Source organism: Massilia sp. W12 (assembly GCF_037300705.1).
In the GTDB taxonomy this organism is placed as follows: domain Bacteria; phylum Pseudomonadota; class Gammaproteobacteria; order Burkholderiales; family Burkholderiaceae_D; genus JACPVY01.
This window is the reverse complement of record NZ_CP147776.1, coordinates 2,105,545-2,130,759: the sequence shown is the minus strand read 5'-3', so window position 1 is coordinate 2,130,759 and position 25,215 is coordinate 2,105,545. Positions and strand designations below refer to the sequence as shown.

The following is a 25,215-nucleotide window of genomic DNA, read 5'->3' as shown; positions in this document are numbered from 1 at the left end:
ACTGCCTCCACCAAAAAAAAGGCAAGGCTGCGTAAGCAAACCTTGCCGAACTACACCCCTGGAAAAGCGCATCAGACAGTCCCCACTGCCCGATGTTTGCACATGTGCAAAGCGGGGCCGCCGTGATCCATCCACAGCGGGCCGGCTTTGCAGCCGCAAGCCGCCTTGCGGGCGGCTTGCGGGCCATGCTTGCCTTACATCTTGCCGCGCAGGCTCAGATAGTACTGACGTCCATTGCGATAGAAAGCATTCGGACGGTCTGGATTATCGACGTAGTATTTCAGCGTCGGGTTATTCAGATTCAATGCGTCAAACGAGACAGACAGATTGTCATTGATCTTATAACCCAGGGACGCGGCCAAGACGCCGATCGAATCCTGATAAGCCGCCGAGCTGCGGTTCAAGCCATTGAAGAAGCTGGAACGGTAGGTGTAGGCCAGACGCGCATTGAACTTGTCGTTCTCGTAATAACCGGTCAGGTTATAGGTATTGCGCGAAGTGCCGACCAGGTCGCCGCCGCCCTTCTCTTTGCCATCGGCGAAGGTGTAGTTGGCCAACACGCCAAACCCATTCGCAAACGGTTGTTGATACGCCAGCTCCAAGCCCTTGACTTTGCCGCTGCTGTTGACCGGCGAAGTCACCGCATAGGTTTCGTCTTTGTTGGTCTTGATGTTCTTGAACACCATGTTCTGCACGCCATAGCTGATATAGCTGGTCAGATCCATGTAGAACACGCCGGCGGAAACCATGGACTTGGGTGCGAAATACCATTCCACTGTGGCGTCGAAGTTGTTCGAGACCACCGGCTTCAAGTTCGGATTGCCGCCGCTGCCGGTCTTGTTGGTGTCATCCAGCGAGACCGAGCCGCCCAGGGCCGAGAAGTCAGGACGGGTCAGGGTGCGCGAGGCCGCCAGACGCAACACGGTTTCCTTGTTCAGGTCGATACGGAAGCTGGCGCTTGGCAACACATCGTTATAGGTGTTGTTGATTTCCTTCTGGTAGTAAGAACCAAAAGCGGAAGTCGTGATCGCGCCCGGCACCGAGCACGGTTTCAGCGCTTCACACACCGAACCCGGAATCGCCACATTGGTCAGCACGCTTTCCTTGGTTTGCACCAGGCGCAGGCCGATATTACCCGTCCATTTGTCGCCTTCCAGACCGGTCATGATGTAGGCGGCGGTATTCTTCTCTTTCATCGAGAATTCGCCAGTCCAATTGCGGCGTGTGACCGGGTCACGGTTGGAGAATTTATTACCCCAGGCTTCCAGCACATTCTTATCCAGCTGCCACACATTGCGCGGGAAGTTGCCGCCCAGGCCGGAGGCAAAGTCAGACGGATAGGTCTGGCCATTCCAGGCCGGCGCATTGGCGTCGGCAAACGGGTCAGCCGACCACAACGGGCCTTGCGAGACCAGTTCGGAGGAGCGCTTATGCTCAGCAAAGCGTGCGCCGAATTTGACATTGGTGAAGACGCCGGAAGCGATTTTATATTCGCCATCCAATTGCGCCCACGATTCCTCATCCTTGGTGCGGGACGGGCTGGCGCCGAAGATCCAGTCCAGTTTGGAGCCGGTGAATTTGGATGCGTCGCCGGCTAACAGTGCCGCATCCGCTGCACCGCTCATGCCGCGCAGGGTGTAGGAAGCGCCGGTGTTGAACACATCGCCTTCGTACACGGCTTGCGACGGGGTTTCGCCGCCGCCCTTGGTGTAACCCAGTTTCGAGGTGAAGGTCAGGGCGTCATTGGCGCGGAACTTGGCGTCAAAGTTATAGAACGAGGTGTAGGAGCTGGCGCCCGGACGGTAGATTTGATCCACCACCACATATTGATTGCCGGCCACCGGCGAGAACTTGGCGCTGACCAGGGTGCCGTTACGCACGGTGTAGCCAGGGTCCGGGGCCTGTCCGGCGCCCTTGTTCAAGACCTTGCTGATCCACACCAGGTAGTTGCGGTTGTAGTTGGTCGCTTCCATGTCGGAACGGAAGGCGCTGAAATCCAGGGTCAAATCTTTGTTCGGTTTGAATTGCAGATCGATCAAGCCGCCTTTGCGGTGACGGGTCTGCTCAAACAGTGCGGAGCCGATTGCGCTCGGGAAAGCGACGCCGGCCAGATCCGGGTTGGACAGCGCGATCTTGCTGCCGGCGGCGATTTTTTCATAGCCCAGCATTTCCTGGCCGTCGCGGCGCAGGCTGCGTTTTTCAGAGAAGGCTTGCAGCATGATGCCGAAAGTTTTCTCTTCATTTTTCCAGTTCAACAAGGCTGAAATCTGGTGATCGGTCTTTTTCGGCAAATCGGAGTACACCGCGCCGACCGAACCTTCCAGCGTCAGCGATTTGCTGAAGTCCAGCGGTTTGCGGGTGATAATGTTGACCGTGCCGGCCACGCCGCCTTCCACCAGATCCGCTTGCGAACTCTTGTTGACGATCACAGAGCCGACCAATTCAGAGGGCAGCAGGGAATACGAGACGCTGCGGCCCACATCGCCGACCTGATTGAGCACAAACCAGTCGCCGGAAGCGATCATATGACCATTGATCATGGTCAAGGTCAGGCTGGGATTGGTGCCGCGCATGGAGACGCGGTCATTCTCATCAAAGCCGCCTTCGCCGGCGGAGGCCGCGCTGATCGTCACGCCAGGCAGACGTTGCACCGCGTCAGCCACGTTTTTATCCGGCATTTTGCCGATATCTTCAGCGGTGACGACTTCCACCAGCCCATCCGCATTGCGCTTTTGCGCGAGCGATTTTTGCAGGGCGGCGCGGACACCGGTAATAACCACTTCCTGGGGCTTGGCTTCTTCAGCTTTTACGCTGCTGATAGCGCCAGCGAACACCATCACCCCCACCGCCAGTGCGATCGGCGTAAGGCTGTTAGGCACAGGCGACGACAACTTTTTCATGCACTCCTCCTTGGTAATAGACCTCATGGCTTGCATCGGTATGCAAGCACGGTCTCAATCTGCGCCAGCTGGTATTGGCTGGCGTGAAGTTGATAAAACCACCTACAAAACCAATCTAACGCCAATATACACCTAAACAATACCACCTGACTACCAATTTCTTACAAAAAACCTTGTTCGCTTGCAATTTTTACCCTTGCCCTATGCTGTTTCTGGCATGAATGCTTGCAAAATGTATAAAGGATAATTAAAAAACGCATATTTTATGCATCAAAAGAAAGATGCCAATACAAGACCACTACAAACCACTGCCACAAAAGTGGTTATGCGTTGGTTTGCTGCAACAAGCCTTGACAAAGCACTCCGGATTCATAACAGCCGCGCCGGCGCATGCCGCCGCACCGCCCTGCCCGCCCGCAGCGGCCCCGGACGAGGCGGCGCAAGGGCGCGCATGCGATGCGATTGCGCATGAAATCTGAAGAAAAATCAGCAGAAGTGCCGGAAAGCAAGCAAAAAAATGGCACTGGTATTTTTTTTGGTATCATTACGTATACGGAAAGCCAGCGTGCTTTTCCGAATGAAAACAAGCTAACAGGCGATACGCCAGGATGGAGAGTGGTATGAGTTCCCTCGTGCAAATCATGCGGCAAATGAATCAAACCAGCAGCATGCCGCTATATCAGCAATTGCAGCATGCCTTGCGCGAAGCAATTGATAAGCGCATTTTGCGCCATGACGAGGCGCTGCCGGCAGAGCGGCAACTGGCCAGTGAGCTGGAAGTCTCGCGCATCACGGTGCGCAAAGCGATAGACGGCCTGGTGGCGGAAGGTTTATTGGTGCGCCGTCCGGGTTCGGGCAATTTCATCAATACCCGGATTGAAAAGAATTTCGCCAAGCTCACTTCTTTTTCAGAAGATATGCGCTCACGCGGGCGCAATCCGCACAGCGAGTGGTTAAAGAAAGTCGAGGGCACGGTGACGCCGGATGAGGCGCTGCGCCTGCGTCTGTCGCCCGGCGCGCCGGTGTACCGCTTCCACCGCATCCGCTATGCCGACGATATGCCGATGTGCCTGGAGTACGCCACCATTTCCGCAGAATGCCTGCCCTCGCTGGAGATGGTGCATGACTCCATGTATGAGGCGCTGGAAAAAGCCGGCAACCGCCCGGTGCGCGCGCTGCAGCGTTTGAGCGCACTGTTATTGAATGCGGAACAGGCCAAACTCTTGCAAGCCAAAGAAGGCGATGCCGGTCTGCTGGTCGAGCGCTTAGGCTTTTTGCGCGATGGCCGCGCGGTTGAATTTTGCCAATCTTTCTTCCGTGGCGACACTTATGATTTTGTGGCCGAATTGAGCACGACCTGAACCCCACGCCCGGCCAGCCACCCCGGCCGGCAGGATTGCGGATTTTGTTAGCGCCTGCGCAGCGCAAGCAAGCGCGGCTGGCGGCGCGGCGAAATAGCCCTATTTGCGCAGTGGCCATGCCGACTTGAGAAAATTGACCGCAAAACCGGCCATGCCGCATTCTTTCTTTGTTCAATCGCCAGGCTATCGGCGGCGCCAGGCCGGGTGTACGGCCGCATTCAAGGTAAAATGGCGTGTTTTTGCCAGCCCGATTACGCAATGCGCCAATATCTCGACTTTATGCGCCATGTTGCAGAACATGGCAAGCTCAAAACCGACCGCACCGGCACCGGCACGCGCTCGGTGTTTGGCTATCAAATGCGGTTTGACTTAAGCCAGGGTTTTCCCCTGCTGACCACTAAAAAACTGCATCTGCGCTCCATCATTCACGAATTGCTGTGGTTTTTATCCGGCTCGACGAATATCGTCTATCTGAAGGAAAACGGGGTCTCGATCTGGGATGAGTGGGCCGATGAAAATGGCGAACTGGGGCCGGTGTATGGCTATCAATGGCGCAGCTGGCCGACGCCGGATGGCCGTCATATCGATCAGATCAGCCAGGTGGTGCAGCAGATCCGCAATAACCCGGATTCGCGCCGTTTGATTGTGTCGGCTTGGAATGTGGGTGAAATTGAGCACATGAAGCTGCCGCCCTGCCATGCTTTCTTCCAGTTTTATGTATGCGAAGGCAAGTTATCCTGCCAGCTGTATCAGCGCAGCGCGGATATTTTCTTAGGCGTGCCATTTAATATCGCTTCGTATGCCCTGCTGACCCATATGGTGGCGCAGCAGACTGATCTGGAGGCGGGCGAATTCATCTGGACTGGCGGTGATTGCCATTTGTACAGCAATCATATGGAACAAGCCGCGCTGCAACTTACGCGCGAACCGCTGGCGCTGCCGCAATTGAAGATTGCGCGCCGCCCGGATGATTTGTTTTCTTACCGCTTTGAAGATTTTTCAATTGAAAACTACCAAAGCCATGCGCATATCAAGGCCCCGGTGGCGGTGTGAGGGTGATGATGCGGATTTCCATGATTGTGGCGGCGGATGCCGCCAACGGCATCGGCATTGACAACCGCTTGCCCTGGAAACTGGCCGAGGATATGGCTTTTTTCAAGCAGACCACCAGCGGCCATGCGGTGCTGATGGGGCGCAAGACTTTTGAGTCGATTGGCCGTCCGCTGCCGCAGCGGCGCAATCTGGTGCTCAGCCGCGATTCCGGCTGGCAGGCGGCGGGCGTGTCGGCGCATACCTCGCTGGAGCAGGCGATTGCGGCCGCGCAAGCAGCCGGTGAAACGGAATTGTTTATCATCGGCGGCAGCCAGATTTACGCCGCCGCGATGCCGCACGCTGAACGCATTTTGCTGACCCGGATTGAGCGGCGCTTTGACTGCGATGCGCATTTCCCCGCGCTGCCCGACGATGTTTGGCAGCTCACTGCGCAGCAAGACGGCTGGTCTGAACAAAACGGCTGCGCCTATCACTTTCTTTGCTACCAACGGCGTTAAAGCCCACACATTTATTACAAGGAGCACACAAGATGTCTGGACACGGTTTTCACGTACATGGCCCGCATGATCACGCGGTCGAGCACGCAGGCCATGGCGGCGATGATTTTTCCAACAGCATCGCGGTCACCACTGCGATTCTGGCCACAGTCGGCGCGATTTTCGGCTATATGGGCGGGAAGACGCAAAACGATGCGGCGATGTTCAAAAATGATGCGGCAATCGCTAAAACCGCAGCCTCCAATCAGTGGAATTATTATCAGTCCAAATCTTCCAAGCAAAATCTGTCTGAGCTGGCGCTGGAATTGGCCCCGCAAGACCGGCCTGAAGTAAAGGCGCGCTACGAAAAAGAGATTGCCCGCTACAAGAAGGAAAAAGAAGGCATCAAGAAAGAAGCGGAAGGCATGGAAGCCAAGTCAGCCGATTTTGAAAAGAAATCCGACGCCTCCATGCACTCGCATCACCAGTGGGCGCAAGCCACGACTGCGGTGCAGGTGGCGATTTCGCTGGCGGCAATCACCTTGCTGACACGCAAACGGCCCATGCTGTACGCCACGTATGCGGTGGCGGCGGTCGGGATTGTGCTGGGCGGCCTGTCCTGGTTCCATTTCGATCCCCTCGCCTTCCTTGGCAAAGGCGGACATTAATCCACATAGCGCCGCGCGCCTGCTAGAATCAGGCGCGATCAAGTAATCCGGCGCATTCTCATCCCGCCGGCCATATCCCCGCCTTACTTCACAAGGAGCAATCATGGCTGAAGAAGATTATTGCTATCACCTGACCACCAAGGGCAGCGCGCTGCGCATCAAAGAAAACGGCATGTCCAGCGCCTATGAGCGCACCAAAACCTATGAGGCCAACCCGAACGGGGCCTTCATCACCAATCGTAATGCGAAATATGCGGGCGGCTTGGAAAATCGCCTCAAGCGCAATCTGATGTATGCCTGCGCCGCCAACAAGACCTTGAGCAAGACCAAACTCAAAGAGATCAAGACATTCTTGGCCCAGGTGGCGCAGTGGGATGAGAACGGCATCAATTTGTATTATGTGCCGGCATTTCGCGAAAATGACCGTGAAAAACTGGATGACATGGAGAGTCAAACCCTGGATGTCTTGTGCAAAAAGAAGCTCGGCGATGACTATAAAGCGGTCGAATCTGATGGTAAATTAGTGCCCTACTTCCGCAACTCCGATCTGGCCACAACCGCGACGCTGCTGCTCAACTCGCCGCAACATGTGTTGACGCGCTTGGCGCGCCAGCATACTGACGCCTACTACCGGATCGAAGAAATCCAAACCTGCTCCCATATTTATTTTTCCAAACCCGGGCAAGCGGTCAGCAATTATGCCTCTTATAAAAAAGACATCGGAGAGTCCGGTGATAAGCTGGTGATTTTGCGGGTCCTGATTAAAGATTTGATCCAGCCCATGCAAGACCCATCCGATGCAAACGCCATCCGCACCCGCTTTGCGGTGGATCCCAAATTTATCATGGTGGTCGAAGACCATGAAAATTTCCCGGATAAAGAATGGCGCACCGATGAAAAGAATTGGAAAGCGCTTAGCAGCTTGAGCGAATAAGTTTTTTGCGCCGGGCTTGACCGGACAGGCCCGGCAGCGGCTGCAAACTTGCTGAAAATTGTTTCCCGTTGCCGCCGCATTTCTGCGAGAATCCCGCTTTCGTTTTTTCCGGCGCGCCTGCCATACCTGAAGAAGCATGTCATTGGCGCCCATCTGTTTTGGAGAATTGCATGAAATTCCGCTTTCCTATCGTCATCATTGACGAAGATTTCCGCTCCGAAAACACTTCGGGTTTAGGCATTCGCGCCTTGGCTGATGCGATTGAAAAAGAAGGCATGAGCGTGCTGGGTGTGACCAGCTATGGCGATATGGCGCAATTCGCCCAGCAGCAATCGCGCGCATCGGCCTTCATCATGTCAATTGACGATGAGGAATTCGGCGCCGGCAGCGTGGAAGAAACCGATTCCGCCTTGAAAGCGCTGCGCGCCTTTGTGCTGGAAATCCGCCACAAGAACGCGGACATCCCGATTTATCTGTATGGCGAGACCCGCACTTCACGCCATATCCCGAATGACATCCTGCGCGAGTTGCACGGCTTCATTCATATGTTTGAAGACACGCCGGAATTCGTGGCGCGCCACATCATCCGCGAAGCCAAATCCTATCTTGACGGTTTAAGCCCGCCCTTTTTCCGCGCCCTGGTGGAATACGCCAATGACGGCTCTTACTCCTGGCACTGTCCAGGCCACTCCGGCGGCGTGGCGTTTTTGAAATCGCCGATCGGCCAGATGTTCCACCAGTTCTTTGGCGAAAACATGTTGCGCGCCGACGTTTGCAATGCGGTGGAAGAACTCGGTCAGTTGCTCGACCATACCGGCCCGGTGGCGGCTTCGGAGCGCAATGCGGCGCGCATTTTCAATGCCGACCATTGTTATTTTGTCACCAACGGCACCAGCACCAGCAATAAGATGGTGTGGCACTCCACCGTGGCGCCGGGCGATATCGTGGTGGTGGACCGCAATTGCCACAAATCGATTTTGCACTCCATCATCATGTGCGCCGCGATTCCGGTGTTTTTGCAGCCCACGCGCAACCATCTGGGCATTATCGGCCCGATTCCGCTCGAAGAATTCACCATGGAGAGCATCCAGAAGAAAATCGAAGCCAATCCTTTCGCGCGTGAAGCGGCGCATAAAAAGCCGCGCATTCTGACCATCACCCAATCGACTTACGACGGCGTGCTGTACAACGTGGAAACGCTGCGCGAAATGCTGGATGGCCAGATCGACACCCTGCATTTTGATGAAGCCTGGCTGCCGCACGCCGCCTTCCATGACTTCTATAAAGATATGCATGCGATAGGCAAAGACCGCCCGCGCCCGAAAGAATCGATGATTTTCTCGACCCAGTCCACGCACAAGCTCTTGGCCGGCTTGTCGCAGGCCTCGCAGATTCTGGTGCGCGAGTCTGAACAACGCCAGCTGGATCAGGTCGCTTTCAATGAAGCCTATCTGATGCACACTTCAACCAGTCCGCAATACGCGATTATTGCCTCCTGCGACGTGGCGGCGGCGATGATGGAAGCGCCCGGCGGCGCAGCCCTGGTGGAAGAGTCGATTCTGGAAGCGATGGACTTCCGCCGCGCCATGCGCAAGATTGACCAGGAATGGGGACGTGATTGGTGGTTCCAGGTGTGGGGGCCGGAAAACATCAGCGAAGACGGGGTGGGCGCGCGCGAAGACTGGCTGTTGGATGGCGACGATAACTGGCATGGCTTTGGCAAGCTGGCGCCGGGCTTTAATATGCTCGACCCGATCAAGGCCACGATTATCAATCCCGGCCTGTCGCTGGATGGGCGCTTCGCCGGCAGCGGGATTCCGGCCTCCATCGTCACCAAGTACCTGGCTGAACATGGCGTGATCGTGGAAAAATGCGGCCTGTACTCCTTCTTCATCATGTTTACCATCGGCATCACCAAGGGCCGCTGGAACACGCTGGTGAGCGCCTTGCAGCAATTCAAAGACGACTACGACAAAAATCAGCCGATGTGGCGCATTTTGCCTGAATTCTCTTCACGCAATCCGGTGTATGAGCAAGTCGGCCTGCGCGATTTGTGCCAGCAGATCCATGATTTTTACAAGCAATACGATGTGGCGCGTCTGACCACGGAAATGTATTTGTCGGATATGACCCCGGCCATGAAACCGTCGGATGCCTTCGCCAGCATGGCGCACCGCGATATCGAGCGGGTTGCGATTGATGATCTGGAAGGCCGCATCACGTCGATTCTGTTGACGCCCTACCCGCCCGGCATTCCGCTCTTGATTCCGGGCGAGCGCTTTAACAAGACGATCGTCGATTATTTGCGTTTTGTGCGTGACTTCAACGAAAAATTCCCCGGCTTTGAGACCGATGTGCATGGCCTGGTCAAGCGTGAAGTGGCGGGACGCAAAGATTATTACGTGGATTGCGTCAAGCAATAAACGCTGGAGCACAGCCGCATCCAGGAAAAAGCGGAGGGTTGCTCCATTTTTTCCTGATGCAATATCAACCAGGCTGTCAACCAGACACCGTCATGTCGCGTTGTCACATCTGTGATGCCTTGTGGCAACATTGATTCAGGAGTGTCAGCAATACCGCCTTACTGCTCTATGAAAAGCATGTGCTGAGGTTTGCACATCAATTGAAATAAATGTATATTTGTCCCGTCGTTCAACCAAAGGAGGCATCAAATGAGCAAATTGTTCCGTCAAATCGCTCTGTGTGTGTTAGCTGGTGGTTTGAGTGTCAGCGCCCATGCAGGCTTGACTAAAGATCAGGTTGTGGAACGTGTGAAAAAAGCACACGATTTTTACAAAAAGAACGGCAAAGACAAGGCGATTGAGGAATTCAACAATCAGTCCAGCCCGTTTAACTCTGATGACGCTTATATGTTCGGTCAACTGTTAGACGCTGGCGCAACCCAACCCATCCACAGAAATCCTAAAATCCGCGGCAAAACGATGGGTGAGTTGAAAGATGCCGACGGCCGCTTCATCATCAAAGAACTGAACAAGATTTGCGAAACCAAAGGCGCCGGCTGGTTTGACTACAAATGGCCGAAACCGGACAACACCGGCATTGATCTGAAATCCAGCTATGTCGAAAAAATGACGGATGGCGCAGGCAATTCGATGTGCATCGGCACAGGCATTCCGACCCCGAAATAAGCTTTCTGATGCGACTGAAAACGCCAGCCCCGGGCTGGCGTTTTTATTTGTACTGCCCCTCCTGCATACTGACCGGATTTTGTCAGTGCACACTTTTCCACAAGCCCAAATTTGTCATCTGCCAGCCCGGGCTGACATGAATTGTCGCTCTCTGCTCACGATAAACAATAACCATCTGACAAGCATGTGCCGATTACCGCGACATGTTTAAAATTTTCCACAGGGAAATTTTCGTTTCCTTGCGGTAATTTTCGCCGTTTTGCGCAAAACCTTGTCTAATGTTTCACTTCCTTAAAGTCCGGCTGAGATGCGGTACAGCTGGCACGCATGTTGCTGCATGGAAAGGTGAGCAGCAACACCCTATTCCTCCAAGCTGCCACCGTGGTAAAGCAGATCCTCCGCCGGCGCGACATACCGGCTCCCGCAATGACAGACATCACCTGATCGAGGGAAAAAATGCGTAATTTTCATTCTCATCTGTTGGCAGCGTTCGCCGCCACACTATTGAGCGCCTGCGGCGGCGACACCGTCCAGGAACAAAACAGCAAGACGCCTATCTTCAGCGGCAGCACATCCAACTCCTCCGCAGCCAAAGCCCGACGCTCCAGCCAGACCCCGAGATTAGCGGCTGATCCCGCCGCCAAGAAAACCGCATCGCGCTTTCTGGCGCAAGCCAGCTTCGGCCCGACCATGAGCGAAATTGAAAGCGTGGCGCAAAGCGGAACCGGCGCCTGGCTGGAAGCGCAATTCAACAAGCCGCAAACCTTGCACCGCACCTATCTGGATCAAGTCGCCGCCAGCCTGCCGCCCGGCGGCAAATTGCAACAAGTCGATTTCTTTCAATCTTTCTGGAAGCAGGCCGCAACAGCGCCTGATCCCCTGCGTCAACGCGTCACTTTCGCCCTGTCCGAGATTTTTGTGGTGTCGTTTCAAAACAGCGTGCTGACTTCCTACCCGCGCGGCGTGGCTGCTTACTACGATATGCTGGGACAGCACGCTTTCGGCAATTTCCGCAATCTGTTGGAAGGCGTGGCGACACACCCGATGATGGGCGTATATCTGTCAATGCTGGGCAATCGCAAGGAAAATGAAGTCAGCGCACCGGATGAAAATTTTGCGCGCGAAATCATGCAGCTGTTTTCCATCGGTCTGTATGAATTAAATGAGGATGGCAGCATGAAGCTGGTCAACGGCGCGCCGGTGGAAACGTACAGCCATGCTGATATCGTCGGCTTGTCCAAAGCGCTGACCGGTTGGAGCTGGGCCGGCCCGGATAAAAGCGATAACCGCTTCATGGGTTACACGGCTGACCCGGATCGCGATTGGAAGCCGATGCAAAATTACCCCAACTGGCATTCCACTTCTGAAAAGAAATTCCTCGGCCAAACCATCAGCGGCGCCAGCAGCGGCGAAGCAGACCTCAAAATCGCGATTGACACCCTGTTCAATCACCCCAATGTCGGCCCCTTCATTGGCCGTCAGTTGATTCAACGCTTAGTCACCAGCAATCCCTCGCCGGCCTATGTGCAGCGGGTGGCGCGCAGCTTCAACGATAATGGCGCCGGGGTGCGCGGCGATATGAAAGCGACATTGCGCGCGATTTTCAATGACCCGGAAGCGCAAGGTTTGGATCCGGCCAATCAACCGCGCAAATTGCGCGAACCGATTATCCGTGTGACGCACTGGATGCGCGCTTTCAATGTGTATTCGACTTCAGGCCGCTTCATCATCGGCAATATAGATGATCAAGTGGTGGGAATTGGGCAAAATCCGCTGCGCTCGCCTTCAGTCTTCAATTTCTACCGGCCCGGCTATGTGCCGCCGAACACCGAAATCGCGAACGCCGGCTTAGTCGCGCCGGAAATGCAAACCACCAATGAAGTCACGGTTGCCGGTTATCTGAACTATATGATGGATGTGGTGGAAAACGGCATGGGCAGCGGCAGTGTGCGCGATGTGTTGCCGGATTACAGCGCGGAACTGGCTTTATCTGAAAACACCACGCAATTATTGGACAGAATCGACCTCTTGTTATTAAATGGGCAAATGCCCGGCGGCTTGCGCGAGCAAATCAGCAGCGCGATCAACTCAGTGGCGATTCCAGCGCCGAATGGCAGCAATGACAGCGCGATCGCTTTAGCCAAGATCAGCCGGGTGCGGCTGGGCGTTTTCCTGGCCATGGCGTCACCGGAATACATCGTGCAGAAGTAAGCATTTCCACCGCACTGTCCACCATATGGAGTCTGTGATGAGCCAATTTTCCCGTCGTGCATTCCTGCGCGCAGCCAGCGCCACTGTCGCCACCCCGTTTGCCCTGAATCTGGCCGCGCTTGGTCAAGCCGCCGCCGCCAATGCCGTGAATGATTACAAAGCCCTGGTTTGCATCTTCCTGGCCGGCGGCAATGATCCGTTTAACACAGTGCTGGCGACCGATCCCGATTCCTGGGAACAGTACAGCAAGCTGCGCACCACCAATAATGGCAGCCTGTCGATTGCGCTGCCGCGCGCCGAGTCGAGCGGCGGCGTGCTGCCGATTCATCCCGTCAACAGCCAAGGCAGGAGTTTTGCCCTGCATCCGCAACTGGGGGTGATGCAAAATATGTTTGACAATGGCCGCATGGCGATTGTGGCGAATGTCGGCACCCTGTTGGCGCCGATCACGCGCACCCAATACCGCGCCGGCCTGTATGTGCCGTCCAAACTGTTTTCACATAATGATCAGCAAAGCATGTGGCAGGCGTATGCGCCGGAAGGCGCGCGCACCGGCTGGGGCGGGCGCATCGGCGATTTGCTGGCCGCCAACAATACCGATCCCACCTTCACCTGCGTCTCTGTGGCCGGCAGCGCGGTATTTTTATCCGGGCAAAGCATCATCCCCTATCAAATCGCGCCCAGCGGCACGCTGGCGATCCGCAACTTGAACGGCAATCTGTTTGGCGCCCGTGGTGCGAACAATACCTTGCGCGCCATCATCAGCGGCAACCGCAACGATGTGTTTGAAAAGGATCACGCAAATATCGTCAACCGCTCAATCAATGCACAAAGCACGCTGGCGGCGGCGATGGCCCCGGCCGGCGCCGCCGGCGTGCCTGATCCAACCCTGTATCAAAATCCTGTCACCGGGGTGTGGGCCAGCAATCCCCTGGCGCAGCAATTACAGGCGGTGGCGCGCATTATTGCCGGACGCAACAGCCTGGGCGCGCGGCGCCAGGTGTTTTATGTTTCCCTGCCCGGCTTTGACACCCACGATGCGCAGCGCGCCCAACATGCCGACCTGATGGCCAAACTGGCGCATGCAGTGGCGTATTTTGATGGTTTGATGGGGAATTTGATGGGCAGCGATTTGCGCAATCAAGTCACCTCTTTCACCGCCAGCGAATTTGGCCGCACCTTTACCAGCAATGGCGATGGCAGCGACCATGGCTGGGGCAACCATCACTTTGTGTTTGGCGGCGCAGTGCGCGGCAAAGATATTTATGGCAGCTTCCCGGTGACAGGCATCGGGCATGATTTGGATGTGGGTTCCGGCGCTTTGCTGCCCACCCTGGCGGTGGAACAATATGCGGCGACCCTGGCCGCCTGGTTTGGCTTATCCGGCAGCCAGATTGCCACGGTGTTTCCGAATCTGTCGCGCTTTAGCGGGGCGAATCTGGGCTTTATGCAAGCGTAAGCTGGCGGCATCCCGCAGAAAGCGTCAAGCGTTACGCTTAGCTGGCGCCGCACAAGCGCCAGCTTTACAGAAACCCGCCCAGCCAGTGCGATACCAGGCCAATCAAAGTCAGATACGACAGCAGCAGTATGGCAAACTTGGTGCGACGCCAAAAAATTTCACCGGCCGATAAATACATTGTTGCTTTCGAGCGCGCAAAGGCTTGCGCCACCACATGCCAGAATGAAGCAAACAGTGTCAATAAGGGGACGGACATAAAACAAAGCACGCCCCAGCCCCACCAGTGAGACGGATGCCAGGGCCAGGCAAATAACAACAATAAGCCGCCGCCGAGCAAGCTGAGGGCAGCGCCAATGAATACATATCGCAGATTCTGCAGCGTGGTGGAGGATGTTTGCATAGCTTCAAGCTGTTTTCACAGCGCATTAACAAGATGCAGGCATGGTATATGCACTTTGCAAAATAAAGCTTCTTGAAAAACGCAAACATCCTCAGTCTAAAAAGATGAAAAACTGATGTGCATCAGGCCCGCAGCACATCCTGCAAGATATTCCCCAGCTCAGTCACATCGCGCGCCACCGCATACGCGCCAGGGAAGGTGTAATCCAATGTCAATGCCGATTGCAACACCACGCAACGCAAGCCGGCGGCGCGTGCGGCCAATAAGCCGCGCGGCGAATCTTCCACCGCCAGACAATCCCGGGCGGGCATTTTCAGCCGGGCCAGGCCGGCCAGATAGGGGTCCGGGGCCGGTTTGCTGTTGACATAGCATTCATCTGTCAGCGCAAACTCAATGTGCTGCTTAAAGGGTAAATCTGCATGGATCAAATCAAAATGTTCGCGGATCGCGCTGGTCACCACGCCCATGCGTGCGCAGCTGGCTAATTGCGCCACCAATTGCGGCATGCCGGGAATGGCCAGCTGGCTGTTTTGCGCCAGCCGCTCACGCAAGAGCCGGGTTTGGATTTGATTGCGCTGCTGGCGCAAGGCCGGAATATCCGCCGGGCCATAGCCGCGCCCATACAGCAAATGCCAGGCCCCGCAGTTGTCCAGCAAATACCAGTCGAGAAACATGCGCGGCGTCAATTCAACCCCGAGCGGGGCTAAAATCTCGCGGTTGGCTTCAAAAAACAGGTGTTCGGTATCCACCAACACCCCATCGTTGTCCCACAAAATCGCTTTGCTGCTCGTGCTCATACATTAAAAAATCGAAAGTTTGGTCAAGGTGGTGAATCTTTCCAGCGCATACATGCCGGCCAGCGAATTGCCGGTCGGATCAAGTCCCGGCGACCAGACCGCCACGCAAGCCACGCCGGGCAGCACGGCGACGATGCCGCCGCCGACCCCGCTTTTAGCCGGCAGCCCGACGCGATACGCGAATTCGCCGGCGGCGTCATAGGTGCCGCAAGTCAGCATCACAGCATTGATGCGTTTCGCGCTGCTCTGATCCAGCACCACTTGCTCACTCCAGGGAATTTTGCCATGTCCGGCCAAAAAACTGCCGGCGCGCGCCAATTCCAGACAATTCACGGTAATCGAGCATTGCCGGCAATAACTGCTGACCACGCGCTTGACCGGATTATGCAAATTGCCAAAGTCTTTGATCATATGCGCAATCGCAAAATTACGGTGCGCGGTTTCGATTTCCGATTCCGCCACCGCGCGGTCAAAATCCAGGCTGTTGCTATCGGCCAATTGGCGCATGAATTGCAAGACCGCGATTTCCGACTCGACAAAGCGGCTGGCCAGAATATCCGTGATCACCAGCGCGCCGGCATTGATGAAGGGATTGCGCGGTTTGCCGCGCTCGTATTCGAGCTGCACCAGTGAATTGAAGGGATTGCCGGACGGCTCCTTACCCACGCGCTGCCAGATTTCATGGCCTTCGCGCCGGTATGCCAAGGCCAGCGCAAACAGCTTGGTCACGCTTTGCGCGGAAAAACGGGTGTGCGCCGCACCGCAGGAAAAACTGCGCCCATCCAGCAGATACACCGCCATGCCGAACTGTTCGCGTTCGACCTTGGCCAATTGCGGAATATAGCTGGCGACTTTGCCCTGGCTGAGCATGGGCTGCACTTCTTCTTCGATACAATGCAAGATGCTGGCGTAGTCTGGCGTGCCGGACTCATTGGCGAACATGGTATTTCCCCTGATTTTTTGCCTGGCCACAGGGTAACACTTCAGACTGCGCAACGGTGCGAAGGATTCGCCGGCGCGCCTTCACAAAGCGCAATGCTGGAATCAGGCCCCCGCTTTCATCCCGGCGTAAGCGGACTTGATCCCATTTTCCGCCCAAAGCTGCAGCGCTGCTTTATGATCAATCCGTTCACACTTACCTGGAAATCGACCATGAAAACAGATCTGCACACAGCCCCGCAATCAAGCATGTTGGTCTTGCCGCCTGAATTACTGCAACACGTTTGCGGCGGCGCTGTCAGCGATGACCTGACATTCGCGCCACGCCGTGATGACCGCTCAGAAAACGGGCCTGACAGCCTGCCATGAGGCGGCCGCTGGCAGCGCTGCGCGATTTGCGCACACGCTTTGTACTGCGCAAGGACTCATTGCTGCCGGCCCTGCTGTGCGCGCTTGCCGCCTGGCTGCTGTTATCGGTGCTGGCGGCGCTGGCGAATCAGGCGGATAACGTCAAACTGGGCGGCAACGCCACGGTTTTGATGCATCTGCGCTTATTCGCCGGCTTAATGACGCCAACCCTGCTCTTGGCGACAGGCTTGATTTTCCACTTTGCCAATCGCGATCCCGCCGCATTACTCAGTAAGCGCACATTTTTTCAGTTAAGCGGTTTTTTGTTAGTCTTTCAGCCGCTCAATATCCTGGTGCAAGCTTACTGGCCGCCACTTCTGCGTGGCCGCGCGCTGCCGGCTTTGCATGAAATCATCAATTTTTTTTCCGCCAGTTTTATCCTGGTGGACAGTCTCTTATATCTGTTTACCTGCCTGGCCTGCCTGGCATGGGGCGTAAACCGTGGCCGGCGGCGCCAGCAAATCGCGCAGGATGCCTTGACGCATGAAAACCTGCGCCTGCGCTTGCGCCTCTTGCAAGGTCAGTTGGAACCCTATTTTCTGCTGGCGTCGCTGCAAGGCATACACGAACAGATTTTGTATGCCGAACGTGCACAAGCCATTAAAGCCATCAGCAAATTAAGCCAGTTATTGCGCTATGTATTGCAGAGCAATCAGGAGGACAAGCACAACAGCGTGGCCGATGAGATTGATTTTTTGCGCAATTGCATCAGCCTGCATCAACTTCGACCCGAAAACGCCTGGCAAGTGACATGGGATATCGGGGAAGAAGATTGGCATGCCCTGCACTGCCCGCCGCTACTGCTGTATCCGGCGCTTGGCGAATTGCTGCAATATGCGCCGCCTGCATTCGCCTTGCGCAACTGGCGATTACCCGCATTTCGATTGCGCATCGCGAGGAAACGATCAAGAGCGCGGATCGGGTGTTGCGCCTGCAGCAAGGCGGTTCCATTCTGGCCCCGGCATGAGGCAGCCGGCCAGCATATCAGGCGCCGGCGCGCCAGCGCGCCAACATATCTTCCAGCACGGGCGCCACGGCGGCAATCAGCAAAAAAATCGCCAGCGGGATGGTGGCGGCGAAGCCGATATGTTTAAAACCCAGCGCCCCCAGCACGCCGCCAATGAAAAACATCGCCAGCAGCGAGAGTAACAAGCGGCACTTTCCCCAATCGGCGCGCACCGCCGGCTGGCCCGGCTGATTCCAATACAGGGCGCGCCCCAATTCGATGCCAATATCAGTCACCAGGCCGGTGACATGGGTGGTGCGGATTTGCGCCTGGGAAATTTTGGTGATGATGGCGTTTTGCAAGCCCATGATGAAGCACAACAGGGCAATGGTGAGCAAGACGCCCCAATGTGCGGATAAATACGCGCCAACCAGACCAAACAACAGCAGCAACACCGCTTCGCATAACAAGGCCAGGGCGAATTCGCTTTGCAGATTACGCAGACGCGCCCAATTCACCAGCAAGGCGCAGGCCGCCGCGCCGGCGATAAAGCTGCCCAGCGCCAGCAGCGCGCCCCAGGCCAGGCGCCAATGGCCCAAAGCCACATCGTCGGCCAGCGCGGAGACAATCCCGGTCATGTGCGAAGTGTATTGATGCACGGCGAGAAAACCGCCGGCATTGGCGGCGCCGGCGACAAAGGCCAGACACAGGCCGAGGTCGCGGTTAGCCGCCGCACTGCGGCGTTTGCCGCTCAAGCGCCGCAGCCAGCCGAACGGCATGTCAAGTCTTGGGCAGGGTTACGCCATGCTGGCGCTGATATTTGCCGCCGCGATCTTTGTACGAGGTTTCGCACACTTCATCGCTCTCAAAGAACAAGACCTGGGCGCAACCTTCGCCGGCGTAAATCTTGGCCGGCAACGGCGTGGTGTTGGAAAACTCCAGCGTCACATACCCTTCCCATTCCGGCTCGAACGGCGTGACATTGACGATGATGCCGCAACGCGCATAAGTCGATTTGCCCAGGCAAATGGTAAGCACAGTGCGCGGAATGCGGAAATACTCAATCGTGCGCGCCAGCGCAAAAGAGTTGGGCGGAATAATGCAGACATCGCTTTTGACATCGACGAAAGAATTTTCATCGAAATTCTTGGGGTCCACGATGGTGCTGTTGATATTGGTGAAGATTTTGAATTCGTCAGCGCAGCGGATATCGTAGCCATACGAAGAGGTGCCGTAGGAAACGATTTTCTTGCCATCGACTTCCCGCACCTGGTTGGGTGCGAACGGCTCGATCATGCCGTGTTCTTGCGCCATGCGGCGTATCCATTTGTCGGATTTGATGCTCATTTTGTTTTTTCTGAAAGTGACCGCGCACAGACGCGCACAGCGCGCATTGTACGCCAAAAGCCGGGGCCGCCCGCTTTTGGCTGAGCGGCGTTACGCCATCATTTTTTCCATCTCGCGCCCGGCCAGCCAGCCGCGCACCAGCGCGTACAGGGCGTAGGCATGCAACAGCAAGCCAATCGGATTGCTGCCATCGACCTTCACATAAATCAGCAATTGCAGCAAACTGTCCACCGTCATCACCCCGATCGCAGCGACAAACGCCATCAGCGAAGGCTTGCGCGCCTGCAAACCGAGCACGCCAAACAAGGCCACCAGCAATAAACCGCCCAGATTGAGCACGATGCGCAAGACAAAGGAAATATCGTTTTGACCGGTGGAAAAAGCGCTCAGCAAGTCCGGCAGGCTCAAGCCGAGTGCAAAACCCCAATGCATGCCGCTAAAACTGAGCACCATATTCACCAGGGTCAGGCCGGCCACCCAGTAACACCAGTTGGCGGATTGTTCGACCTGCACTTGCAGGTTTTGCAGGCGCTCCATGGCTTCATCATCCAACTCCGGGGCGTCAAACGCGCTGTCGCTGGTGGCGTAGGGATTGTCGCCGCCATGGTTGGCGGCATTATTGCCCATCACCAATTGCGCCGAATTGTGAAAAGAGGCGGAACCGCGCATTTCGCTGTGTTGCAAGGCCAGCAGCGGCTGGCGGGAAAAGTCATCGCGCGCCGCATCCAGGGCAGTCAATTCGCGCTGGCCGTGTTTTTTCAGCTTTTCTGTGCTGCGCGCCCATTTGAATTTGGGATCAGCGTCAAAGCGCTCCATCTCGCGCAACATGGCGAAACCGCCCTTTTTCTGCAGACGCCGTTTGAGTTCGGCCTGGTGTTCGCGCATTTGCAGCACATAGCGCTCAACATTCCAGCCGGCGCTGGCTTGCCAGCCGCTGCGCTTTTCCACGGTGGCCAGCATGCGCTGATGTTTATCCAGCAATTCCATCAAACCCATGGCCGGGTAGCAGCTGCAGACTTCGCATTCGCTGCGCAGCAAATGCATATGGGAATCCGGCATTTGATTGGTGGTGTGCAGCTTGATCGTGCCGCCCACCATCGAGGTGAAGCGGTAATGCACGCCGTCATGTTCGGGGCTGCCGCCATGCGCTTCGTAAAACATCAATTCAGCCATGGTGCAAGTGCTGGGGTCAAGCAGCAGCGCAAAAGCCTGGGTCACACGCGGTTTGGCCGGCTCGACGGTGAAATAGCCCAGCAATTGAAAGTGCCGGGTAGCCAATTGCGCCACCCCTTCATCAAAGCTGCGCCATTCGATACGCTCATCGTCCAGCGTGGCGCCGTATTCGATTTCGCGATAACTGATATCTTCCTGCAAACCTTTGAGCAATTCCTGCTTGACGCGTTTGTCCTGCAGCCAGATTTGCCCGGCGGTGGCCAGGGCGGTGACGATGACGCCGAGTAAAAACGCCGCTTGCAAACTGGATACCGCCAGCCACATCGAACCAAAGCAAATCACAAAGGTCAGGCCTGAATACAGGGCGATATTGCGAACCAGTTTTTCGCGTACAGACACGGGGCACTCCAAGGGAAGGTAATGTATTGCGGGGGATAAGTCAGCAGCCTGCTGGACGGTGTCATTATTTACTGTAGCGGCGGGCTGCTGGCGGTATTTTCGCTGATGTTGGCAAAAAATGCACGGAATATTTCTTCCAAGCATTATTATGATATGGATTTATACAAAATCCGCCGCACATGCGTTCTGAGGACTACGTTTAGATTCGGGCTAGCGTAACGAAGCCTGGATCTGAACCGTTACTTGGAAAAGCCCTGACCTTGGGCTGTGGTGGGCTATTTTTACAGGTGAATGGTTCGCCATCGAAGACGGGGTCTGTCCTTGCCTTTTGCAGCTTATAGATTTGGCATATCAAGGGCAAGAACTGCGCCTCCAGTCTTGTGACTGGATCACAGCAAAGGAAACTACCCGTTGCGAATCGCCAACACTCTTTGCTTTTTTTAAAAATTTCCTGATATCGGGAACTTTCCTGATTTATCATCGCTATCCTCTTTGACTGCTGGGAGTAATTTAAATTATTTCCGGTCGATGCCAGCCTGAACCGCACACACAATTTCCTGAGAGTTCTCATGCAAGACTTTTTCATTATTCAAGATTGGCATGCCACAACAGCAGTACTACCCATTACGGCAACCGTGAAGCCAAACATTGGTCTTTCCGGAGAAAATTTCTACCCAACCTACAATACCATGCACGACAACTTCCCAGACCCCCCAAAGCCCAAATAGACATTACACCCTAAAGCAGTTAGATTTTAATTTCATCCAATTTGAGGCACTCATGCAATCAATTAGAGCCATTTTCTTTTCTGACGCAGCAAACATAAAATCACGGATTACCATATATTTAACATACTATTTATCACTTGAATTTACGCGCTATTTCATTTCTGCAAGTGCTGCAGCTAACCCATACATAGCTATGTGGGGAGCAATATTTTCTGCAGTCACATTAATTATCATTTTGGATTTGCTCTATGGCGATAGCAAGGTTGGGAAAGATATAAATACATTAATATCTTACATTGCCGTTGCCCATCTCCTTTACCTACCCTTCTACTATCATGGTTATCAGGTAGCCATCTATCATAATACTGCAGTAAAAATCATAAATGCACTAATCATATTCCGCTTATTTTATCTTGGTGATCGGACACTATTTTCAGCTATTGCATTCATTGAAAAAACTAAGCTCATTATTCCAAACAAAAAGCGTCCATTTAGTAATTACGTTAATGGATTGACAGTAACGCTTTTCATTGTTTGCGCAATCCCATTTTTTACTTTGATTTACATCATCAACACAGACAAAATGCGTATTACAGGAATTGCTGTTGTATTGCTAGTGTTTTTTATTGCAATAGAATTCTCGAACCGAAAAAGAAGCGATGACGCCATTGACTCAGTAGTCAGCAAGTCACAAGAATCAGACCTGGATGCGGTAGCGCAAAGTAGAGATCTTTTTAAATATTTGACAAAATCACTTGGTATTGCACTGATTCTGTCAATCCTTTTTTAGGCGTATCAGTCCGCACCACAGCAAAAAAATATTTTGATTATGGCTACTATGATGGCTACAAGGACGGAAAGAGTGGTAAAGCACCGATTACGGAGGAACACAAAGAAAAATTGCTAGCCTGCTATAGATCTGATTCAGATATCAGAAGAATCCCAAAAGATCCTGACTGTGAGAAAATTGATCGATCTGACTGGAAGTAATTATTGGAACAATGGAGTCAGTAAAATCGGAGCAGTCCTTGCCTTTTGCAGGTTGTTGATTTGGTATGGTGAGAGGCAACGACTGCCAAAAATTTACGGAAAAACGCAGCCGAAGATTTTACTGTTTGCCACCCACAGATAGAACCGTTCATCGAGCCAGCAATCCAGCGACTCATGGCACAATCCATTTTTGATCAGTTAGTACCAAACTATTTCTCTTACCCCACCTTTTTTTGTTGCACTTGAGAAAAATCCATTTCCAACAGGAGCAAATTCATGGCAAAACCACCTACCAGCGGCGGCTCACACAGCAACGCACAACAAATTCAATCTTTACGCATAGTTGCAAATCAAACGCTGGCCAATACAGGCGTCAATCCTTATCAGACGGCTAACACCCTGATGTTGCAGCAACAAAAGAAGCAGCTGCTGCAAGCACATTACGACAAATTGGGTCAAACTTGTCCAAATCAAGCCGTTTCGCTGGCAATGGATGCCGCCCGTCCAGCCAACCATTCCCGCATTCTTGCGCGTAATCTCAATCGCAACACCGGCCAAACCAGACCTCAATATGTCGCTGCGCATCATATTGTGGCGCGTTTGGCTGCAGATGCAAGAATTGCGCGCATGTGCCTATATGGTTGGGGCATTGCCATCAATGACGCAGATAATGGAGTATACTTGCCGCGTTATTTATCATCCAATGTGCCCAGTTTGCCATTGGCAACAGCGCATTCAACTATACATACAACAATCTATTATTTAGCTGTTAACGAAAGATTGGATCGCATCCAGCATCTTCCCACGCTTGTGGGTCGCAAAGAGCTGCGAAAAATCCGGCAGGAAATTATTTCCGGCATATTTCCATATTGAGGATTTTATGATATTTGAAATACGTGTTGCTGATGTGAATACATACGCCACTTTAGTTGCAGATGATTCACTGGATCCTATGTCAAAGATTTTTGTTTGCGATGGGCAAGCGAAGTCATGGCATGAAAGACCGGTGGTAAAACCATCACGCGAGCCTAGAAAGAAAAAAAATGCCGCTCGCGCGGATGTAAGTTATTTATGGACGGGATCGCTGGTATTAAATCAGCGCGCTTACGATGCTTTGCATAAATTACTGCTTCCATTTGGCCAGCTGCTGGAAGTGGAGTGCCAAGGAAAAATTGAGTATCAATACAATATTACTAATGTATTGGATTGCCTTGATAAGGATAAGACTGAATTTGATGAAAATGGCATAGTAATAAGGGAAGCTTTCGCACCAGAATTTGATGGGCAAGAAGCGTTGATTTTCAAAGCACCTGAAACCGTGCGCAACAGGATGTATGTGAACCAGGCGGCTAAAGAACGCATTGCGCTCATTATTGCGCAAGAGAATTTAACAGGGATTAAATTCTCAGCGCCTGGCAGTTGGCCACCTTGATCGAAAAAGCACGCAGATGACGGGATTGCGCACGCGCCAGAATCCCCTGGACAGGACATGTTACAGCCCAAGCCTGCGCAAGTGCGGGAGAGGTGCGCATTCCATTGTTGATGGCGCGTTTTTGCGTTGCGCCTTCGCGCAACAAGGCCGCTATAATCGTTTTTTTCCCCTTACGCCCGCATCATGAAAATCGAACCCGGTCACTTGCTGGCCATGCTGTTTGCCAAAGCCACTGCCGCCACCCAGGCGGCAAATTGTCTGCCGCCGCATCTGCCGCCGCCGCCGCGTGGCCGGATTCTGGCGCTGGGGGCCGGCAAGGCTGCCGCCGCGATGGCGCGCGCAGTTGAGTTGCACTACCCGCAAAGCCAACTCTCTGGCCTGGTGGTGACGCGTTATGGCCATCGCGTGCCCTGCCAGCGCATCGAGGTGGTGGAAGCGGCGCACCCGACACCGGATGAAGCGGGTGAGCAAGCCGCCGCGCGTATGCTGGCGCTGGCGCAGGAGTTGGGCGAAGACGATTTGTTGCTGTGTCTGATTTCCGGCGGCGGCTCGGCCCTGTTGCCCCTGCCGGCTGCCGGCATCACGCTGGCGGATAAGCAAGCCATCACCCGGCATTTACTCTCATGCGGGGCGCCGATTGCTGAAATCAATGTGGTGCGCAAGCATTTATCGGCGATCAAGGGCGGGCGGCTGGCCCAGGCCGCCGGGGGCGCGCAAGTATTGACCCTGATTATTTCCGATGTGCCGGGCGATGATCCGGCCATGGTGGCCAGCGGCCCCACCCTGGCCGACGCCTCCACCTGCGCCCAGGCGCTGGCGATTTGTGAACGCTGGAAGTGTCCGCTGCCGCCGCATGTGCAAAGCGTGCTGGCGCAAAATGAGAGCGTCAAGCAATTGCCGCCGCAGCACAGCGCGAAAATCATCGCCAGCAATCAGCATGCTTTGCACGCTGCTGCCAGCGTGGCGCAGCAATTCGGGGTGCGGCCCTATATTTTGTCGGATGCGTTTGAAGGCGAAGCGCGCGAGGTCGCCAAAATCCATGCCGCGCTGGTCATGCAAGCCCTGCGCAATGATCCGTTTTGCCCTTTCCAGCGCCCTTGCCTCTTGCTGTCCGGCGGCGAAACCACGGTTACGCTGGAGGGCAATGGGCGCGGCGGGCGCAATACCGAATTTTTATTGGCGCTTGCGCTGGCCCTGCCGGAAGGCGCGCCGGTGTACGGCATCGCCTGCGACACCGACGGCATTGACGGCTCCGAGCAGAACGCCGGGGCCGGCTGCCACCCCGACACGCTGACGCGCGCCAGGGCGCTGGGCATCAATGGCCTGGCGCATCTGAATAATCATGACGCATACGGCTTTTTCAGCGCCCTGGGCGATTTGATTGTGACCGGCCCGAGTCTGACCAATGTGAATGATTTCCGCGCGATTTTGATTTTATAAAACGC

The 25,215-nt window shown here is 54.7% G+C and carries 24 protein-coding genes; 17 read left to right on the top strand and 7 right to left on the bottom strand.

Going from position 1 to position 25,215, the window contains the following annotated elements; translation table 11 throughout:
- Positions 1-194: 194 nt before the first annotated feature.
- Positions 195-2,900 (bottom strand): TonB-dependent receptor, encoded by a 2,706-nt coding sequence (locus V8J88_RS08515; RefSeq protein WP_338848978.1) that lies wholly within the window; start codon positions 2,898-2,900, stop codon positions 195-197.
- 350 nt (positions 2,901-3,250) lie between these two features.
- On the opposite strand from V8J88_RS08515, the gene V8J88_RS08510 reads away from it, so the two are divergent.
- The 11 genes from V8J88_RS08510 (at position 3,251) to V8J88_RS08460 (ending at position 14,211) form a co-directional block, all read left to right on the top strand.
- Entirely contained in the window at positions 3,251-3,379 is a 129-nt protein-coding gene (locus V8J88_RS08510; RefSeq protein ID WP_338848977.1) for a hypothetical protein, read from the top strand.
- A complete protein-coding gene (locus tag V8J88_RS08505) occupies positions 3,369-3,524 on the top strand; it encodes a hypothetical protein (protein WP_338848975.1) in 156 nt (51 codons plus the stop codon). Before V8J88_RS08510 ends, V8J88_RS08505 begins: the two co-directional genes overlap by 11 nt.
- Complete coding sequence (locus V8J88_RS08500; protein WP_338848973.1) at positions 3,521-4,261, top strand: GntR family transcriptional regulator; 741 nt, start codon at positions 3,521-3,523, stop codon at positions 4,259-4,261. Before V8J88_RS08505 ends, V8J88_RS08500 begins: the two co-directional genes overlap by 4 nt.
- A 258-nt stretch (positions 4,262-4,519) precedes the next feature.
- Complete coding sequence (locus tag V8J88_RS08495) at positions 4,520-5,314, top strand: thymidylate synthase (protein WP_338848972.1); 795 nt, start codon at positions 4,520-4,522, stop codon at positions 5,312-5,314.
- A gap of 5 nt (positions 5,315-5,319) precedes the next feature.
- The gene (locus V8J88_RS08490) at positions 5,320-5,811 is read left to right on the top strand and encodes a dihydrofolate reductase (protein WP_338848970.1); all 492 of its coding nucleotides are present in this window, start codon (positions 5,320-5,322) and stop codon (positions 5,809-5,811) included.
- Between the two features lie 32 nt (positions 5,812-5,843).
- On the top strand, positions 5,844-6,458 hold the full coding sequence (locus tag V8J88_RS08485; RefSeq protein ID WP_338848969.1) for a DUF4337 domain-containing protein: 615 nt from the start codon (positions 5,844-5,846) through the stop codon (positions 6,456-6,458).
- A gap of 103 nt (positions 6,459-6,561) precedes the next feature.
- Complete coding sequence (locus V8J88_RS08480) at positions 6,562-7,392, top strand: hypothetical protein (protein WP_338848967.1); 831 nt, start codon at positions 6,562-6,564, stop codon at positions 7,390-7,392.
- A 170-nt stretch (positions 7,393-7,562) separates the two neighbouring features.
- Positions 7,563-9,815, top strand: a complete 2,253-nt coding sequence (locus V8J88_RS08475; protein ID WP_338848966.1) for an arginine/lysine/ornithine decarboxylase — start codon at positions 7,563-7,565, stop codon at positions 9,813-9,815.
- Positions 9,816-10,064: 249 nt separating this feature from the next.
- Positions 10,065-10,541, top strand: a complete 477-nt coding sequence (locus V8J88_RS08470; protein WP_338848965.1) for a cache domain-containing protein — start codon at positions 10,065-10,067, stop codon at positions 10,539-10,541.
- A 456-nt stretch (positions 10,542-10,997) separates the two neighbouring features.
- Complete coding sequence (locus V8J88_RS08465; protein WP_338848964.1) at positions 10,998-12,752, top strand: DUF1800 domain-containing protein; 1,755 nt, start codon at positions 10,998-11,000, stop codon at positions 12,750-12,752.
- Between the two features lie 37 nt (positions 12,753-12,789).
- Entirely contained in the window at positions 12,790-14,211 is a 1,422-nt protein-coding gene (locus tag V8J88_RS08460; protein ID WP_338848963.1) for a DUF1501 domain-containing protein, read from the top strand.
- Positions 14,212-14,275: 64 nt separating this feature from the next.
- On the opposite strand, the gene V8J88_RS08455 is transcribed toward V8J88_RS08460, so the two are convergent.
- The 3 genes from V8J88_RS08455 to V8J88_RS08445 form a co-directional block, all read right to left on the bottom strand.
- A complete protein-coding gene (locus tag V8J88_RS08455) occupies positions 14,276-14,530 on the bottom strand; it encodes a hypothetical protein (RefSeq protein ID WP_338848962.1) in 255 nt (84 codons plus the stop codon).
- A gap of 203 nt (positions 14,531-14,733) precedes the next feature.
- Positions 14,734-15,408: an HAD family phosphatase gene (locus V8J88_RS08450; RefSeq protein ID WP_338848961.1), complete on the bottom strand. Its 675-nt coding sequence runs from the start codon at positions 15,406-15,408 to the stop codon at positions 14,734-14,736.
- Between the two features lie 3 nt (positions 15,409-15,411).
- A complete protein-coding gene (locus V8J88_RS08445; RefSeq protein ID WP_338848960.1) occupies positions 15,412-16,350 on the bottom strand; it encodes a glutaminase in 939 nt (312 codons plus the stop codon).
- 210 nt (positions 16,351-16,560) lie between these two features.
- Between V8J88_RS08445 and V8J88_RS08440 the strand changes: the two genes are divergently transcribed.
- Together V8J88_RS08440 and V8J88_RS08435 are read left to right on the top strand one after the other, a co-directional pair.
- The gene (locus V8J88_RS08440; protein WP_338848959.1) at positions 16,561-16,716 is read left to right on the top strand and encodes a hypothetical protein; all 156 of its coding nucleotides are present in this window, start codon (positions 16,561-16,563) and stop codon (positions 16,714-16,716) included.
- Positions 16,713-17,849, top strand: a complete 1,137-nt coding sequence (locus V8J88_RS08435) for a histidine kinase (RefSeq protein WP_338848957.1) — start codon at positions 16,713-16,715, stop codon at positions 17,847-17,849. Before V8J88_RS08440 ends, V8J88_RS08435 begins: the two co-directional genes overlap by 4 nt.
- Here V8J88_RS08435 and V8J88_RS08430 read toward each other — a convergent pair.
- The 3 genes from V8J88_RS08430 to V8J88_RS08420 all read right to left on the bottom strand — a co-directional run bounded on the left by V8J88_RS08430 (position 17,740) and on the right by V8J88_RS08420 (position 20,620).
- Complete coding sequence (locus V8J88_RS08430) at positions 17,740-18,480, bottom strand: YoaK family protein (protein WP_338848956.1); 741 nt, start codon at positions 18,478-18,480, stop codon at positions 17,740-17,742. The genes V8J88_RS08435 and V8J88_RS08430 overlap by 110 nt on opposite strands.
- Before the next feature lies 1 nt (position 18,481).
- A complete protein-coding gene (gene dcd, locus V8J88_RS08425; RefSeq protein ID WP_338848955.1) occupies positions 18,482-19,048 on the bottom strand; it encodes a dCTP deaminase in 567 nt (188 codons plus the stop codon).
- 90 nt (positions 19,049-19,138) lie between these two features.
- Entirely contained in the window at positions 19,139-20,620 is a 1,482-nt protein-coding gene (locus tag V8J88_RS08420; protein ID WP_338848954.1) for a hypothetical protein, read from the bottom strand.
- 780 nt (positions 20,621-21,400) lie between these two features.
- Between V8J88_RS08420 and V8J88_RS08415 the strand changes: the two genes are divergently transcribed.
- From V8J88_RS08415 to V8J88_RS08400, 4 genes are all read left to right on the top strand, one after another.
- Positions 21,401-22,138: a hypothetical protein gene (locus tag V8J88_RS08415; RefSeq protein WP_338848953.1), complete on the top strand. Its 738-nt coding sequence runs from the start codon at positions 21,401-21,403 to the stop codon at positions 22,136-22,138.
- A gap of 476 nt (positions 22,139-22,614) precedes the next feature.
- On the top strand, positions 22,615-23,211 hold the full coding sequence (locus tag V8J88_RS08410) for an AHH domain-containing protein (RefSeq protein WP_338848952.1): 597 nt from the start codon (positions 22,615-22,617) through the stop codon (positions 23,209-23,211).
- Positions 23,212-23,218: 7 nt separating this feature from the next.
- A complete protein-coding gene (locus tag V8J88_RS08405) occupies positions 23,219-23,770 on the top strand; it encodes a hypothetical protein (protein ID WP_338848951.1) in 552 nt (183 codons plus the stop codon).
- 183 nt (positions 23,771-23,953) lie between these two features.
- A complete protein-coding gene (locus V8J88_RS08400) occupies positions 23,954-25,210 on the top strand; it encodes a glycerate kinase (protein ID WP_338848950.1) in 1,257 nt (418 codons plus the stop codon).
- The last annotated feature ends 5 nt before the right edge of the window (positions 25,211-25,215 follow it).